19 protein-coding genes are annotated in these 16,370 nt (G+C 41.0%); 6 read left to right on the forward strand and 13 right to left on the reverse strand.

Annotation, left to right across the window (positions count from 1 at the left end; all coding sequences use genetic code 11):
• The first annotated feature begins 175 nt into the window (after positions 1–175).
• A complete protein-coding gene (locus tag CWC28_RS07460; protein ID WP_105181293.1) occupies positions 176–2,026 on the forward strand; it encodes a bifunctional diguanylate cyclase/phosphodiesterase in 1,851 nt (616 codons plus the stop codon).
• Here CWC28_RS07460 and trmB read toward each other — a convergent pair.
• From trmB to folB, 8 genes are all read right to left on the reverse strand, one after another.
• Positions 2,023–2,688: a tRNA (guanine(46)-N(7))-methyltransferase TrmB gene (gene trmB, locus CWC28_RS07465; protein ID WP_063703125.1), complete on the reverse strand. Its 666-nt coding sequence runs from the start codon at positions 2,686–2,688 to the stop codon at positions 2,023–2,025. The two genes, CWC28_RS07460 and trmB, sit on opposite strands and share 4 nt — an antisense overlap.
• Positions 2,688–3,455, reverse strand: coding sequence for an ABC transporter permease (locus CWC28_RS07470; protein WP_063703120.1), 768 nt, complete (start codon positions 3,453–3,455; stop codon positions 2,688–2,690). Before CWC28_RS07470 ends, trmB begins: the two co-directional genes overlap by 1 nt.
• Positions 3,455–4,384, reverse strand: coding sequence for an ABC transporter ATP-binding protein (locus CWC28_RS07475; RefSeq protein WP_138624948.1), 930 nt, complete (start codon positions 4,382–4,384; stop codon positions 3,455–3,457). The genes CWC28_RS07470 and CWC28_RS07475 overlap by 1 nt, the downstream gene beginning before the upstream one ends.
• On the reverse strand, positions 4,381–5,004 hold the full coding sequence (locus CWC28_RS07480; RefSeq protein WP_062568736.1) for a flavin prenyltransferase UbiX: 624 nt from the start codon (positions 5,002–5,004) through the stop codon (positions 4,381–4,383). The genes CWC28_RS07475 and CWC28_RS07480 overlap by 4 nt, the downstream gene beginning before the upstream one ends.
• Positions 5,005–5,026: 22 nt before the next feature.
• The gene (mpl, locus tag CWC28_RS07485; RefSeq protein WP_138624949.1) at positions 5,027–6,370 is read right to left on the reverse strand and encodes a UDP-N-acetylmuramate:L-alanyl-gamma-D-glutamyl-meso-diaminopimelate ligase; all 1,344 of its coding nucleotides are present in this window, start codon (positions 6,368–6,370) and stop codon (positions 5,027–5,029) included.
• A 161-nt stretch (positions 6,371–6,531) separates the two neighbouring features.
• Positions 6,532–7,335 (reverse strand): undecaprenyl-diphosphate phosphatase, encoded by an 804-nt coding sequence (locus CWC28_RS07490; RefSeq protein ID WP_063703109.1) that lies wholly within the window; start codon positions 7,333–7,335, stop codon positions 6,532–6,534.
• Positions 7,332–7,820 carry a 2-amino-4-hydroxy-6-hydroxymethyldihydropteridine diphosphokinase gene (gene folK, locus CWC28_RS07495; protein ID WP_063703107.1) on the reverse strand — a complete coding sequence of 163 codons (489 nt, stop codon included), beginning with the start codon at positions 7,818–7,820 and terminating at the stop codon, positions 7,332–7,334. The genes CWC28_RS07490 and folK overlap by 4 nt, the downstream gene beginning before the upstream one ends.
• 1 nt (position 7,821) lies before the next feature.
• Positions 7,822–8,178 carry a dihydroneopterin aldolase gene (gene folB, locus CWC28_RS07500; protein ID WP_063703105.1) on the reverse strand — a complete coding sequence of 119 codons (357 nt, stop codon included), beginning with the start codon at positions 8,176–8,178 and terminating at the stop codon, positions 7,822–7,824.
• A gap of 228 nt (positions 8,179–8,406) precedes the next feature.
• Between folB and plsY the strand changes: the two genes are divergently transcribed.
• Positions 8,407–9,009, forward strand: a complete 603-nt coding sequence (plsY, locus tag CWC28_RS07505) for a glycerol-3-phosphate 1-O-acyltransferase PlsY (protein WP_063703103.1) — start codon at positions 8,407–8,409, stop codon at positions 9,007–9,009.
• Between the two features lie 7 nt (positions 9,010–9,016).
• Here plsY and tsaD read toward each other — a convergent pair whose 3' ends face one another.
• The 3 genes from tsaD to CWC28_RS07520 form a co-directional block, all read right to left on the reverse strand.
• Positions 9,017–10,030, reverse strand: a complete 1,014-nt coding sequence (gene tsaD / locus CWC28_RS07510) for a tRNA (adenosine(37)-N6)-threonylcarbamoyltransferase complex transferase subunit TsaD (protein ID WP_063703101.1) — start codon at positions 10,028–10,030, stop codon at positions 9,017–9,019.
• Positions 10,031–10,092: 62 nt separating this feature from the next.
• Positions 10,093–10,683 carry a YjaG family protein gene (locus CWC28_RS07515; RefSeq protein WP_063703099.1) on the reverse strand — a complete coding sequence of 197 codons (591 nt, stop codon included), beginning with the start codon at positions 10,681–10,683 and terminating at the stop codon, positions 10,093–10,095.
• A complete protein-coding gene (locus CWC28_RS07520; protein ID WP_054560955.1) occupies positions 10,667–11,032 on the reverse strand; it encodes a putative signal transducing protein in 366 nt (121 codons plus the stop codon). Before CWC28_RS07520 ends, CWC28_RS07515 begins: the two co-directional genes overlap by 17 nt.
• 86 nt (positions 11,033–11,118) lie before the next feature.
• Here CWC28_RS07520 and CWC28_RS07525 point away from each other — a divergent pair, with 86 nt between their 5' ends.
• From CWC28_RS07525 to CWC28_RS07540, 4 genes are all read left to right on the forward strand, one after another.
• A complete protein-coding gene (locus tag CWC28_RS07525; RefSeq protein WP_054560956.1) occupies positions 11,119–11,526 on the forward strand; it encodes a DUF2721 domain-containing protein in 408 nt (135 codons plus the stop codon).
• Between the two features lie 51 nt (positions 11,527–11,577).
• Positions 11,578–13,104 (forward strand): response regulator, encoded by a 1,527-nt coding sequence (locus CWC28_RS07530; RefSeq protein WP_063703096.1) that lies wholly within the window; start codon positions 11,578–11,580, stop codon positions 13,102–13,104.
• 122 nt (positions 13,105–13,226) lie between these two features.
• Positions 13,227–14,114, forward strand: coding sequence for a LysR family transcriptional regulator (locus tag CWC28_RS07535; RefSeq protein WP_063703094.1), 888 nt, complete (start codon positions 13,227–13,229; stop codon positions 14,112–14,114).
• 141 nt (positions 14,115–14,255) lie between these two features.
• Entirely contained in the window at positions 14,256–14,876 is a 621-nt protein-coding gene (locus CWC28_RS07540) for a 2OG-Fe(II) oxygenase (RefSeq protein WP_063703090.1), read from the forward strand.
• Here CWC28_RS07540 and ubiA read toward each other — a convergent pair whose 3' ends face one another.
• Together ubiA and CWC28_RS07550 are read right to left on the reverse strand one after the other, a co-directional pair.
• The gene (gene ubiA / locus CWC28_RS07545; protein WP_063703088.1) at positions 14,877–15,755 is read right to left on the reverse strand and encodes a 4-hydroxybenzoate octaprenyltransferase; all 879 of its coding nucleotides are present in this window, start codon (positions 15,753–15,755) and stop codon (positions 14,877–14,879) included. It abuts the gene before it with no gap.
• Complete coding sequence (locus CWC28_RS07550; RefSeq protein WP_105174871.1) at positions 15,752–16,297, reverse strand: chorismate--pyruvate lyase family protein; 546 nt, start codon at positions 16,295–16,297, stop codon at positions 15,752–15,754. Before CWC28_RS07550 ends, ubiA begins: the two co-directional genes overlap by 4 nt.
• Between the last annotated feature and the right edge of the window lie 73 nt (positions 16,298–16,370).

Below are 16,370 nucleotides of genomic sequence, written 5' to 3' on the forward strand. Positions count from 1 at the left end.
TTTCTACGAAATTGGCTAACTTTACTGGAATATCACGAAAATGTCTCGCATAAAGCAAAAAAGCCCTAATTTCGATGACAAAAAAGTGATCAGTTAATGAAATTTGCGGGCATTTTCTACTATCAGCCCCGCATTTTTTGAGTATAATCAAATGATAACTGCTAAGGGAACCTCTATGCCCAAAGGAATGCAAAAAACCAGCTGGCTGCTATATGGCTTCGCCGCATTTTTTATAAGCTTATTTGGCTATATCTATTACACCTATGAAACCACCCGCAGTGAGATCATGGAAAATATCGATAGCAAATTGCTTAATGCTGCGGTCAGTGTCAAACATATCCTCGGTGATGACTACCACAATATAGTGAATGCAGGGTTACCAGTCTCTGCGGCAACCTATAAAGAAAAAAGCCGTGCTCTATCTGAGTATGCAAAACAAATGCAATTAGCCTATGTGTACGCAATGGTACTGCGCGACGGCAAAGTGTATTTTAGCGCCTCGAGTTACACGCAAAAAGATCAAAACAATGGCCGCGTTACCCAGTTTCTAGATGCCTACCCAGAAGCAACTGAACTTAATAAAGAAGCCTTTTTTTCGACTGAACCAGTCTTTGAGATCTCAAAAGATCAATGGGGCTATTTTAAAAGTATTTTTGTGACTTTTGTCGATAATAATGGCCACACTTATATCACTGGTGCCGACATAACCATTAGTGATTTGAATCAGCAGCTGCAGCATAGTGTTACACGCGCAATGATCACCGGCTGCTTCTTTTTCTTTATCGCTGCACTTATTGCAGGGCTGTATTTTTTACAACTGAAACGCTCGCTCTCTACGGATGCCCGTACCGGCTTTGCGAACCATGTTGCGCTGGAATACTACATAAAAAAAACCACTAAACACCGCATGGAACTGGCCGTTATTGCCATTAATGAGTTAGAAGACATTAGCAGTTTTTATGGCACGCAAGTGAGCGATAAAGTAATGGCAAACCTACTTGGCTATTTTCAATCACGAATGCCAGGCGAAGGGTTTGTTTATCGTTTAGCAACCAATAAAATTGCGCTATTAAGAACGCATAGTGATGAGCGCAATATCGATGATGTAATAACGGCCTTTAACCATGCAATTCCAGCACTAAAAGAACCTTATATTTACGTGAGCTTGTATGCAGGTATCGCCACTGGTAACAAGCAAATGCTGATTGAAAATGCCCATGTTGCGCTGCAACAAGCAAAGCTAAATAACCAGCGTATTGTGCGTTATGAAAATGTCTTTAAACAAGTTGAAGAGCGATTTAGAAGTAACGTAACCCTTGCCAAAGAAGTAAAAGAAGCTTTCGATAACAATCGCATTGTCCCTTATTTTCAAGCTGTCTATGACAACCAGAGCAAACAGATTGACCATTATCAATGCCTTGCCAGAATGGCCAGTGCCACGGGCCGTATTCATGCACCAGATTACTTTATGATGGTATTAAAGCGCTCACGGATGGACGGCCTTTTAAGACGTACCATGTTTACCCGTTGCATTGAACAATTTAGAAAAACCAATGTGCGCTGGAGCATTAATATTACTGCGCAAGATATTCTCGATCCTAGTTTAAGCGAGTTTTTAGAGTTACAACTAAGGCGCTACCCGCAGCCCCATAATATTATTTTTCAGTTTTATGAGCGTGATGCTATCGCTTACTTTAGTGAAGTAAAAACGTTTATTAATACCCTAAAAAATAAAGGCGCTCAGGTTATTATTAATGAATTTGGCGCGGGTTTTTCAAACTTGCCCCACATCAGAAAGCTCGAAATTGATGGCCTAAAACTTGATAAAGGATTGGTCAGCCAAATTCATATCAATGCCGATAACTATCTGTTTATTGAGAACTTGGTGAAATATGCTCAGCAACTTAAACTTGAAGTGATTGCTGAGCAAGTTGATAACGAGCAAATAGCAGACGCACTAGCTCGCGCGGGTGTGACTTTAATGCAAGGGAGTCACTTTGCACCACCGACTCCCTATATTCATTAAAGGTTGATCACCAAACGGTGACTTTGTTGACCACTGGCCCAATATTTACGTTCGAATGGGGTAATTGCAGTATCGCTTTCGTATAGTTCAACATCGCACTTATGCCCTGCAAGCTCTAATGAGCGGGCAAATTCCTTAACGTATATATCCCAGTTACTTCTAAGCTCTAAGCGACCGCCTAATTTAACGATATACGGAAAAATTGCAGCGCCGTGCCAGCGTCTTTGCAAGTGCTTTGCTTTTGGCCAAGGATTTGGATACAACAAATAATGATGACTAGGTTGCCAGTTTGCAGCCACGGCTAAACGCCAAAAGTCGTTTAAATCAGCTTGTACTAAAATGTACTGCCCTGCATCCGTTTGCTTGTACTCGATATCATGCTTGTCTAAACGATGTGATGATTTATCAATGCCAATCACCAGTGCATCGGGGTGACGTTTTGCTAAGTTAGCGGTGCTTTCACCCACACCACAACACGAATCAAGAATGAGCGGCCCCTTAAACGCCTGCACCTTCTCGTTAACCTGATCAAAAGCCGCTTGCGTATGCTCTGCAATCGGCTTTTTAAATTCAGCACTTAAGTGCTTTAAAACAATTTCGTCTAGCTTTTCATGTAAGCCAGGTTGATTCGATACAATACTTCTCGAATTTGCATCCGTCATTAATGTCTAAGCCCCACACCACGTTTAATAAGGGTTAATGCTAACGTAAATAAACCTACAATAAATAAACCAAGTACACCAAATGCTACCGATAAATCGACATCAGACACACCTAAGAAACCATATCTAAATGCATTCACCATATAAATAATTGGATTCACTTGCGATACGCCTTGCCAAAATTCTGGCAACAAGGTGATAGAGTAAAACACCCCACCGAGATAAGTCAGCGGCGTTAAAATAAAGGTCGGGATAATACTAATATCATCAAAACTATTAGCATAAATTGCATTGATAAGACCGCCTAACGCAAACACAGCCGACGTTAAAATAACCGTTGCCATAATCACAAAAATATTATGAATTTGAATATCAACAAATAGCAAAGAAACACAGGTAACAATTAAACCAACCAGCATGCCTCGTGTCATGCCACCGCCCATATAGCCAAGTACAATGATGTAATTGGGTACTGGTGCAACTAATAGCTCTTCAATGCTTTTTTGAAATTTAGTCGAATAGAAACTCGAAGCAACATTCGAGTAAGAGTTGGTGATCACCGACATCATAATCAGACCCGGGACAATAAACTCCATATAAGTAAAGCCACCCATATCACCGATACGAGAACCAATCAGATTTCCAAAAATCACAAAATACAGGCTCATCGTGATTGCAGGAGGAACTAAGGTTTGCACCCAAATACGTAAAAAGCGAATACACTCTTTGATCCAAATACTTTTTAGCGCTACTCCATATCTAAACATTATTCGCCTCGCCCTTGTTCTAATAAGCCTACAAACAGCTCTTCTAATCGGTTTGCTTTATTTCGCATACTCAGCACACTATTACCTTGTTCAGTCAGCGCACTAAATACTTGGTTTAAACCCTGAGACTTCGCCACTTCAACTTCTAAAGTGTGATCATCAGTCAGTGTGTATTTGTAACCGTCGATGCTAATTGGCTGCACAGGTTGCTTTAAATCCAGTACAAAGGTTTCTTTATCAAGCTTGGCAAGTAACGCTTTAATGGTGGTGTTTTCAACAATCACACCACTGTCGATAATCGCGATGTTTTTACATAACAGCTCAGCTTCTTCTAGATAATGGGTAGTCAAGATGATGGTCACACCTTGCTTATTAATCTCGCGAAGAAAATCCCACATAGAGCGGCGTAGCTCAATATCAACACCGGCTGTTGGTTCATCTAAAATGAGTAACTTAGGTTCATGCATCAGTGCACGAGCAATCATTAAACGGCGTTTCATACCGCCTGAAAGGGTGCGTGCTTGCTTATCTTTTTTCTCAAGTAAACCTAGCTGCTTTAAGTATTTTTCAGCGCGTTCATGCGCTAGCTTTCTTGGCACACCGTAGTAACCCGCTTGGTTAACCAAAATTTGATTTAGTGTTTCAAACTGACTGAAATTAAATTCTTGCGGCACTAAGCCTAGTTCAGACTTAGCGGCTTCAAGGTCTGTATCAATGTCGTGACCAAACACCTGAACCCGACCAGCACTTTTGTTCACTAACGATGAGATAACACCAATGGTGGTTGATTTACCTGCACCGTTTGGTCCAAGTAAAGCAAAGAAATCGCCTTGCTGAACTTGTAAATCAATGCCTTTTACGGCTTCAACACCATTTTTATAAACCTTTTTTAGGCCTTCAATATTTAATGCGATCGTTTTTTCGCTCACTGTTTGCCCTCTCCATAACCCCAACGTTTCGTCAAAGTATGTTCAATGTTTAAATGATCTAAAATTCGCGCCACCATAAAATCAACCAGATCTGAAATCTGCTCTGGTTGATGATAAAACCCCGGAGCTGCAGGCATAATGGTTACGCCTAGCTTTGCTAGCTTCAGCATGTTCTCAAGGTGAATTTCGCTAAATGGCGTTTCACGCGGGACTAAAATTAATTGCCCACGTTCTTTAATCACCACGTCAGCAGCGCGTTCAAGTAAGTTATCTGACGCACCGACCGCAATTGCAGACACTGAACCTGCACTACACGGACAAACCACCATTTTTTTCGGCGCAGCTGAGCCTGATGCAACAGGACTAAACCAGTTGTCTTTACCAAATACTTTGAGTTGCTCAGGGGCAGCGTTAAAAAGTGTACTAAGCTGCTCTGTCGCTTTGTCTTCGTTGCCTGAAAGTTTAATATTCGATTCAGTATCAAGCACCACTCTTGCCGCACTTGAAATCAGTACATACACCTGAAACTGCTGTTCAAGTAATACCTCTAGTAACCGTAAGCCATAGGGAGCACCTGAAGCACCGCTAAAAGCTAACGTTATTTTATCTTTAAATTGCATACAGTTAAGCTCCGTATACGGGTTAGTTTTGTTCAAGAGCAGAGATTAAACGCTGATGAATACCTTCAAAACCACCATTACTCATAATTAAAATATGTTGTGACGGCGCACTGTTGCCAACAACCTGAGTAATGATTTCCTCAGTGCTTTTCATGCAATGCATACCAGCTTTGTCTGCATATTCTTTAAGCGACCAGCTTAAATTTTCTGGCTCAAATAAATACACATCATCTGCTGCATCGAGTGAATCAATTAGGGTTTGTTGATGCACGCCCATTTTCATAGTGTTTGAACGAGGCTCTAAAATAGCAATTATCTTATCAGTGCCTACTTTTGCACGTAGCCCTGCTAAGGTTGTTTTAATTGCCGTTGGATGATGGGCAAAGTCGTCATACACTTTTATCGAGTTAATGTCGGCTTTAAGCTCCATACGGCGCTTAGGAGAGATAAACTCAGCTAAGCCTGCAATACTGACAGATACCGCGATACCGACGTGTCTGGCTGCTGCAATGGCCATAATGGCATTTTTGACATTGTGCTCACCCATGGCTTGCCAGCTGACAACACCTTGCACTTGTGAATTTAATAGCACTTCAAACTCGCTACCATCAGCTTTAAGTAAACGGTAATCCCAATCACCCGAGAGTGTTTCGCTCTCGCTCCAAAGGCCACGTTCAATCACATCTTGTAGTGCTTCGTCTTGGCTTGGCCAAATCACTTTGCCACTACAGGGTAATGTACGCATCAAGTGGTGAAATTGTTTCTTTATTGCGTTTAAATCTTCAAAAATATCAGCATGATCAAATTCAAGATTATTTAGAATTAAGGTGCGCGGTAAATAATGAACAAATTTACTGCGTTTATCGAAAAACGCCGTGTCGTATTCGTCCGCTTCAATAACAAAAAATGGCGTTTCGCCAACACGGGCAGACACCCCAAAGTTTTGTACGATACCGCCAATCAAAAAGCCCGGTTTCATTCCTGCGTATTCTAGTAACCATGCCAGCATACTGGCTGTAGTCGTTTTACCATGGGTACCTGCAACAGCTAAAACCCACGAGTTTTGCAATAAATTATGCTTTAACCATTCTGGGCCTGAAGTATAAGGCAAGCCTTTATCTAGTACGTATTCAACGCAAGGGTTGCCTCGACTCATAGCATTACCAATGACGACCATATCTGGCGCGGGTTCTAGTTGGGCAACGTCATAACCTTGGGTGAGTGTAATACCTAGCTCTTCTAATTGCGTGCTCATCGGCGGGTACACATTTTGATCAGAGCCTGTCACGGTGTGACCTAACGATTTAGCGATTGCGGCAATTCCCCCCATAAAGGTGCCACAAATTCCAAGAATATGAATATGCATCTACTGTCCTGAGCAAAATGAATAAGAGATAAGTAAGGCGTTATAATGCCAAATATAAGCTTTACTTACCATTACTACACGGCAATAGACTTTTGCCAAATAGCCAACATAAAAAAACACCTCAATCTGAGGTGTTTTTCGAATTAAGGTGAATACTTATTTTACAGCATTAAGAACGCAAACAAACCTACACCTAATAGTAAGCGGTAGATAACAAATGGCATCATGCCCATGCGCTCAATCACTTTTAAGAAAAAGAAAATACATGCATAAGCCGACACAAATGATAAACCTGCGCCTAGTAAAATAGCATGCCAATCAATTGCCTCGCCCGCTGTTGCAAGCTGATACACATAATATGAACCTGCTGCGGCAATCACAGGGATTGACATTAAAAATGAAAAACGTGCAGCGCTTTGCTTGTTTAAGCCCAGCATTAAACCCACAGTAATGGTAATACCTGAACGCGATGTTCCAGGGAAAACCATAGCGAGAACTTGCGAAAACCCTAACAATAACGCGCTAAAAAAGTTTATTTGGTAAATATTCTTAACTTGCTTTGCTTTTACGTCGGCATACCAAAGTAACAAACCAAATACGATGGTTGAGGTGGCTATAACCCATGCATTACGCGAGTAGCTTTCAACAAAATCTTTGAATAGGTAACCAATTAATAATGCAGGTATAGTCGCTACAATAATCCACCAGCCTAAACGACTATCATCGGTTGCTCCTTGTGAGCCAAATGATTTAAACCAAGCGCCGAGAATATCCACCACTTCTTTACGAAAATACAGTACCACCGCACCTAACGTACCTACGTGTACCGCAACATCAAATGCTAAGCCTTGGTCATGCCAACCTAAAACTTGTGAGGGTAAAATTAAATGAGCTGAGCTCGAAATAGGTAAAAACTCAGTCAATCCTTGAATTAAGGCTAAAACAATTATCTCTATAATACTCATGGGTTAGAAAACTCCACCTTCCATAGTTTTTGTTGTGGGTTGTTATAATTATTCCATAACTCAGCCAAAGTTAGCTTAGCTACAGGGTGAAAAAAGTCGGGAGCTATTTCAGCAAGAGGCTGTAATACAAACGCATTTTTGGTTATTTCATCCCGCGGTAACTGCGCAGGCGAATCACAGATAATGTCATCATAAAACAATAAATCAAGGTCTAATGTGCGCGGGCTAAACTTTTTATCCTCGCGGGTACGGCCATTCTCAAGTTCAATTTTTTTCAGTAGTTTACAGAGTTCAGCTAATGGCATATCGGTTTTTGCTGCAACCACTGAATTATAAAAATTGTTACCTGCAAACCCCACCGCTTCACTTTCATAAACAGACGAGTGTATAAAGTCAGGAAAATAAGGCTTTAAGGCAATAAGCGCTTGTCGAAGATAATGCTCTTTGTTGACATTAGAGCCTAGGCTAATAAATATTTGCGCCATGTTAGTTTGCCTTACGACGGGTGATCTCAACTCCCACAGTTTGCGCTTGTGGCACTGCGGCTGGTTTACTAACACGAATAGTCACTTGGTTGGTCGTAAACTCAGCCAGGATCAATGCAGCTAATTGCTCAACTAAAGTCTCAAGCAGCTCAACAGGTTTTGCTGTTGTGTGCTCAATCACTCGCTCACTCACCTTGGCATAATCAAGGGCTAAATTAATATCATCCGTTGCCGCTGCGGCTGAAATATCACATAACATTTCAATATCAAAATACAGGCTTTGTTTACTTTCTTTTTCAAAATCATACACGCCAATGATGGTGTCTACGTGCAGTTGTGATATATATACCTTGTCCATTGATACTCCAAGTGACATAAATATTAAAAACAATACTCATCCTAAACGCTTATTGATTTCAATAATGCGCTGTATAAGCTGTCATAGTGTTTTAATATATAAAAATTACCCCTACAATAACGGATAGATGCATTGCAATATGGTGCTTACATACTACTCGATGAGAGCGGCAGATGGTTTTGCCGCCAATGATAGCCCAAAAGTGCAGATTAAAAAATAAGGAAGCGCGTGTTAGAAGTTTTAATGTTAGTTTTAGCTTACATACTGGGATCGGTCTCTTCCGCTATCCTTGTATCACGGCTGTTTAAACTACCAGACCCACGCAGTCATGGATCGAATAACCCGGGTGCTACAAATGTTTATCGCCTTGGTGGTAAAGTCCCCGCTGTTTTAGTTCTTGTCTTTGACATTTTAAAAGGAACCATTCCTGTTTGGGGTGCCTACTTTTTAAAAATAGACCCTCTAATGTTAGGTTTAATTGGTGTGGCTGCCTGTTTAGGCCATATGTATCCACTGTTTTTTAGTTTTAAAGGTGGTAAAGCCGTCGCGACCGCTTTTGGCACGTTATTACCGATTGGTTTATCGCTAGGTGGGATGTTGATTGCAACGTGGATCTTAATTGTTGCTATCACGCGTTATTCATCACTTGCGGCTCTGGTTACGGTTTCATTAGCACCTCTTTATACGTGGTGGATAAAACCTTTGTATACCTTGCCTGTTACCTTTTTAACCATACTGATAATTTTCCGTCACAGAGCAAATATTACTCGCTTGATGGCAGGGGAAGAACCTAAAGTAGGGGCTAAGAAAAAAGCCCCTGAACAAGAATAGCGAGCAGTTATAAGGCTTCGAGTGAATCAATAGGCCAGCGCGGCTTAGTTTTCATATCGAGGCTTGCAAATTGACCGGCTTTCAAACGCTGCATACCAGCGTAAGCAATCATTGCACCGTTATCTGTACAAAACTCTGTGCGCGGGTAATACACGCGCCCTTTCATGCCTTGCATTACTCGTTCAAGTTGAGCACGCAGTTGCACGTTAGCACTCACACCACCAGCAATCACTAAACGTTTGATACCGGTTTGTTTTAATGCACGTTTGCATTTAATGATTAAGGTATCAATAACTGCTGTTTGGAATGCATGAGCAATATCAGCTTTAGTTTGTTCATCATCATCGCTATCACGAATCGCAAGGGATGCCGCTGTTTTTAAACCACTAAAGCTAAAATCTAAGCCTGGTTTATCAGTCATCGGGCGCGGGAAAACAAAACGCTCAGGCGACCCTTGCTCTGCAAGTTTTGCTAAACGTGGGCCGCCAGGGTAATCAAGACCTAATAACTTCGCGGTTTTATCGAATGCTTCACCTGCGGCGTCATCAACTGACTCACCTAATACTTCGTATTCACCAATGCCTGATACTTTAACCATCATAGTATGACCGCCTGACACTAATAGTGCGATAAACGGAAATTCCGGTTTGTCCTCTTCAAGCATTGGCGCAAGTAGGTGACCTTCCATATGATGTACAGCAACGGCTGGAATATTCCAACCATAGGCCAATGAGCGACCAATAGAAGTACCCACAAGGAGCGCCCCAACAAGTCCAGGGCCTGCGGTGTAAGCAATACCATCTAAGTCTTCTGGGCCACAGCCCGCTTGTGCAAAGGCGGCATCAATTAAAGGTAAGGTTTTACGCACGTGATCCCGTGAAGCAAGTTCAGGTACCACACCGCCGTAATCAGCATGTACTTTTACTTGGCTATACAGTTGATGTGCTAATAAGCCTTGTTCATCATCATAAATGGCAATACCTGTTTCATCACATGATGATTCAATACCTAAAATTCGCATCAATTACTCCGCCAAGAAAAAACAAACGCGCATTTTACAGCGAAAACACGCATTACTAAATATTAAATTGCAATACCAATGTTGGTTTGACCGTCAGATACCGCCAGCTGCTTAAGCTCTTTTACGTTCTCTGAGGTAATTCGGCCCATTTGCTCTACAAAATCAATAAGCTCAGCAAGTACATCAATTTCGTATTGCATTAAAGGGTGTTCACGTACGGCTTTGTTATCTGCTACTTCACCATCAACCGTTAGTTGGTACTCTATGAAGCGTGCCACCGAGGCCTGTGAAATTTTACTGATGCTCAAGAACTCTTGTTCATCTTTTGCAATCAACCCATGCAACATACCTAATAAAGCGGTTGCTGTATCGATTGCTGGATAAGTCCCAAACATATCAAAGTCGCTCAGCTCCGGTACATTTGGTTCAATTTTCTCAATCTGCTTTTCAAGGCTAATCTTACTTTTTGGCAGTAAGATTTTTTCCCAGCACACATTTAGTGCACTACGAAATACCGCGGCATCACCAAACCCAGTTGCTTCACTAAACAAGCTATAGTTAGGCAGCATACGTTCAAGTAATGCCCCGCCTAACACCGCTTTTTGCAAATAGTTTAATTCTCTAATACGTTGAAAATTATTCGCTTTCGTCATTCTTTACAGTCCCACAAGACCAACATATTTCAAATGTTGCTCCGTTAAGCTCATGACATTTTGGGCATACCCAGTCAGGAGCCGATTGTTTTAATTGCCGGTAGTTTAGCAATATTTCTTGCGCCTGGCGCTCTTTTAATGCGTAAACAAGTATATCAACCCCTGTTTGTTCAAATGGGATTTCCCCAAGCGCCCCTTGTAAAAGCTCTCCTTGTAGTTGCGATTCGATCCCTTTACTTTTTAAAAGCCCTTTAATAATGTTTGCTTCTAAGCCGTTTTCAGCCTGAAACACTTTCACCCAAGCGAATGGGTCCTGCTTGGCTGGTTGATTTAAATTATTGTTTTGCAAATTACTTCCCTTTTACTTTTCTGTCTTTAAATCCTAAACTACGCTAGCAACTAACTTCGCTGCAATGCTTATTTCAAGGTAGCCACATGACTTTAACAACACCGGGATTGTTATTCCCTGCGATCTCTTTACTGTTACTTGCTTACACTAATCGCTTTTTAGTGCTTGCTCAGCTTATTCGAGAACTCAATGCACGTGAAGGAGAAAGTATCCGCCCATTGGTTGTTGCGCAAATTACCAATTTAAGAAAACGCATTAAATTAATTCGCGTAATGCAGGTTTATGGTGTTGCCTCTTTTTTAATGTGTACCTTATCAATGTTTGCATTATTCATCGAATTTAATACCACAGGTATCATTTTATTTGGTATCAGCCTCGCGTGCTTAGCCTTGTCGCTTCTCACCTCTTTGTATGAGATTCACATTTCATGTGATGCTATTGAAATCGAATTGAAGAATATCGAAAAAAAACCAGTTTCAGATAAGGCAGAGTAAATTTCTGCCTCTATACTTATTGTATGAGATACAACAATAAGTGGTGTTTTTGTGGATGATTTCTTATTTTCTGAAGAACAGTTAGAAGAAAATAATGTACAAACTGAAGAACCTGAATACTGGCATATTCTTGTTGTTGATGATGAAGAAGATATTCACCAAGTTACGAAACTAGTATTAGCTGGGTTTACTTTTGAAAATAAAAGTCTGCGCTTTTATGACGCCTATTCTGCTGCCGAAGCAAAAGAGTTTCTAAAAAAAGACATTCCATTTTCTGTCGCTCTTGTTGATGTAGTCATGGAAACCAACCATGCTGGTCTTGAACTTATTCAATACATTCGCGATGAAATAGAAAACCACGATATTCGCTTAATACTACGCACAGGTCAGCCAGGTGAAGCCCCTGAAGAAGCGATTATCCGCGATTACGACATCAATGATTATAAAAACAAAACTGAGCTCACCGCGATTAAAATTAAAACCCTGCTCTACTCGGCGTTAAGAGCACACCGCGATATTCAAATTATTGACCGCCACAAACATGGCCTTGAACAGATCATTAATGCATCTGCTAACTTTTTAAAATGTGACAGTGTTCATGAATTTGCTTCAACAATTTTAAGTCATGTGACTAATGTGATGGGGATTAATGACACGCAAATTTATTGTGCTGCGGCCGTTAATCTACAATCGTCACCAGCAAAAGATTTTCAATTGCTTGCCGCCTCTGGCGTGGGTCCTACACCAAAGCAAAACACCATTCCTGACGAAGTAAAAAACTTATTTATAGATGCCCACGAGCGAAAATCATCACTGAAAACAAGTAATGATTATATTGGTTACTTCCCTACCAAAGCGGGTCTTGAAACCATGCTCTATGTTCACAAAGGCAGTAAGTTACAGCCAACAGAGCATCAGCTGTTAGAGTTTTATGCCAACAATATTGCACTCGCCTACGACAACTTAAAGCTCAGAGAAATGGTGAAAGAGTCGCAAAAAGAGTTGTCTTATATTCTTGGTGAGGCGGTTGAAAAGCGCTCTAAAGAAACAGGCTCTCATGTTAAGCGTGTTGCATTATACAGCGAGTTACTGGCACAGCTTTCAGAGCTTAACCCATTTCAATGTGAAATCATTAAGCTTGCTTCACCACTGCATGACATTGGTAAGATTAGCATTCCCGACAGCATATTGAATAAACCGGGCAAACTGACTGATGATGAATGGGAAATAATGAAAACCCATGCCGAAATTGGTTACGAAATATTAAAAAATTCAAGTAACGAGATATTGACATGCGGCGCTTTAATTTCTTATCAACACCATGAAAAGTGGGACGGTTCAGGCTATCCACAAGGTTTAATTGGTGACGATATTAATATTGTTGGCCGCATTACCGCCCTTGCTGATGTGTTTGATGCGCTTTGTAGCGACCGTTGTTATAAGAAAGCGTGGCCATTAGATGAGGCACTATTATTAATAAAAGACCAGCGCGCGAAACATTTTGATCCAATTCTAGTCGACTTACTACTTGAAAATTTACCACTTTTCTTAGAGATTAAAGACCGTTACCCTGATTAATTGTAACTTTTCTGTAAAACAAACACTTCCCAAAAAGGGTACAATAATTTACTATGCCCACCGTGAAGTATAATAATACCGCCTGGACGTAAAGGGCTTACTTATAACAAGGGACTATTAAAGTGAGATTTGAACAACTTGAACAATTTGTAGCACTAGGCGTGCTGAGGCATTTCCGCCAAGCTGCAGAAAAAACCCAAATTAGCACTTCAGCGTTAACTCGAAGCATCCAAACGCTTGAAGATGAAATTGGCTATGAACTCGTTACCCGCTCTACTCGCTCTGTAAAGTTAACCAAAGAAGGTGAACTTTTCCTAGAGTACGCTAAACAAACCCTCGACAACCTTGAAGAAACTAAAAAACGTTTATTCGAGTCATTAAATGGCTGTGCTAACGAGAAGCTAGTTATTGGCTATACCAACAAAGCAAGCACGGTAGTACCAGTATCTTGCGGTCAGTTTTTAGCGCAGTATCCACACGTTAAAATTGAGATGCAGTTACAAGAGCAAAGTGAGCTTGTACGTAAACTACAATTAGGTGAAATTGATATCAGTGTATGTTCTCAAGCGATGAACAGCATTGGCAGTGATATTCATTTACCTGATCAACTGATCATTTTCGTGGCTAAAAACCACCCGCTTGCAAATAAGAGCGACATTAGCAAACGCGACTTTGCAGACTACCCAATGTACAGCTGCTTTTCACAGTCAAAACAAGTGCAGTCTATGCTAAACGATGCAATCGAATCTTTTGATAAAACATCAAGTATCAAAGTAGGTAGCATTGAACAAGTAATGGATGGCCTTAAAAAGTCGAATCACATCGCCATTGCCAGTATTGAACACACAAATATTGTCTCTTCAGACCCAGAATTACTATTATTGAAAACCAATAAAGGCATCGCACACGAGCAGCTTGTGATCCAAACAAACCAACAAATCAATGAGAACTCTCACGTTAGTCATTTACTTGATCTCATTGAAAAAACAGCATTAGCAAGCCAAGGCTAAGCGCCGTTTAATTACCGCTAGCCTGAAATAAATCAGGCTAGCTAATCCGCCTTTATTTTTCACACTATCTACTGCATAAAAAGCGTGCATTGCACAATTTTTCATATACACTTACGCACCTTTTTTTGATTGTGCACATGAATGACCGCGCAGCTTATTTCCGACACTTATTTAGATGCCATCGAACGTGCTGGCTATGCCGTTGTTGAAAACGCGATTGATGAAAGCTTAATCGCTGATTTAATGGCTGATTGTTATCGTATTAACCCACATTTCCATACTGCTGGCATTGGCCGTTTGAACGACCAACAAATAGATAAAACCGTTCGTAAAGATAAAACCTACTGGTTTGATAGTTCAAGCCAAGCACAAATTACATATCTTGCGACCATGGAAGCGATAAAAACACAGTTAAACCGTAGTTTTTATTTAGGGTTGTTTGACTATGAATGCCATTATGCAAAGTATCAACAAGGTGACTTTTATAAAAAGCACTATGATGCCTTCAAAGGTCGTTCGAATCGCATTTTCACAACGGTTTGTTACTTAAATACGCCAGAATCTGGCGGTGAGTTGGTGATTTACAAGCCGAAAAGTAAAGATATTGAGATTGTCGTAAAACCTCAAGCCGGCATGCTGGTTATGTTTGAAAGCGAACGATTTATGCATGAAGTATTACCCGCAAATGATGTTCGCTACTCTATTGCGGGCTGGTTCAGAAAAAATGCGTCGATCAGCGGTATTATCGACCCACCTAGATAATTAAAATGGCAGTGGCAAGGATGCTGCTAAACCAATAAAAATCACTAACCCCACATAGTGATTATTCAAAAATGCTTTGAAGCAAGGATCTCGTTCTCGTTTATGAATAAGCATTTGTTGATAAAGTAAAAACCCAACCGCTGCCACTAACCCCAGCCAATAAGGCAAGGCAAGTTGATGACTCATGCCAATGTAAGCAAGAATTGCGATAAATAAAGCATTGAGTAAAAAGATGATGTGTCTGTCATAGCTTGCAAACAAGATTGCCGTTGACTTGACCCCTATTTTCAAATCGTCGTCTCTATCAACCATGGCATACATGGTGTCATAAGCCACAGTCCAAACAAGATTCGCGGTAAATAGTAGCCAGGCTTCTAATGGTACAGAACCAATTGATGCCATATAGGCCATCGGAATAGCCCAACTAAATGCAGCACCCAGCACAACTTGCGGTAATTGGGTATAACGCTTCATAAATGGATAACAAAACGCCAGTGCTAAGGCACCAAACGACAGTAATATCGTTGACCACCCGAGCGTTAACACTAAACCAAACGCCACCACAATAAGCAGTACAAATAAGCTTAGAGCTTCACCACTTGAAACTAACCCTGCAGCTAGCGGTCGCTGGGCTGTACGCTTAACTGAGCCATCTATTTTACGATCGGCAAAGTCATTAATTACACAACCAGCACTACGCATCACAAAGACGCCCAAACTAAATACCACAAAGTTTAATAAGCTAGGGGTACCAAGCTCAGCCAGCCATAGTGCCCAGTAAGTAGGCCACAATAACAATAAAGTGCCAATTGGCTTATCGGTACGCATTAATTGCTTATAGTAAGGAATATGTGCGACCTGTAATACAGCTAGCTTCATAGGTATATATAAGCTCCGGGTAAGAAAACTTCTGCTACTAAAAAATGCGCATTAGATAGGCTAAAGACACTGCGTCTTCCCCACAATGAATTAGATGGTAAGCCTAGCTCAGCTGTTAATGCCTGAATGGCGTGCTGCTGCGAAAACTCAGCAACCTCGATTTCTGTGCGAGATAAGCTTGGGTCTTGAAAAATAACATCACCCAGCGGCCTTGTACCCATACTTAGTAACTGCTGCTTTTTTAATGTATCATCTGCCGGCAACCAGCTTTGTGCATAAACCATTGGTTTGCCGTCACATAGAAGTAACACTTCGCGGTTTAAAGCCTGACTTAGCGATGTATTGAGTAATGCTTGTTGCTCGCAGGTTAGGTCAAAGGGTGCTTCGTTTAAAACTTTAACTGAAAAGGCCTGACAGTGACTTTTAAGCTTGGCCGTTAATGACCCGGCCTCAAGCAGCCAACCTTGCTCTTGTTGCGTCAAATTTGGAAATGCTGAAGCAGGCTGCCAATTTGCAGCTAATGAAACTGGGAATGTGATCACAACGACTCATTATTTTTAAAAACCGTGCAAATGATATCACTGCTGCACGTTTCGAAAAAGTCATGATTTAATC

The sequence above is a fragment of the Pseudoalteromonas sp. S4492 genome, assembly GCF_005886115.1.
Taxonomy (GTDB): Bacteria; Pseudomonadota; Gammaproteobacteria; order Enterobacterales; family Alteromonadaceae; genus Pseudoalteromonas; species Pseudoalteromonas gelatinilytica.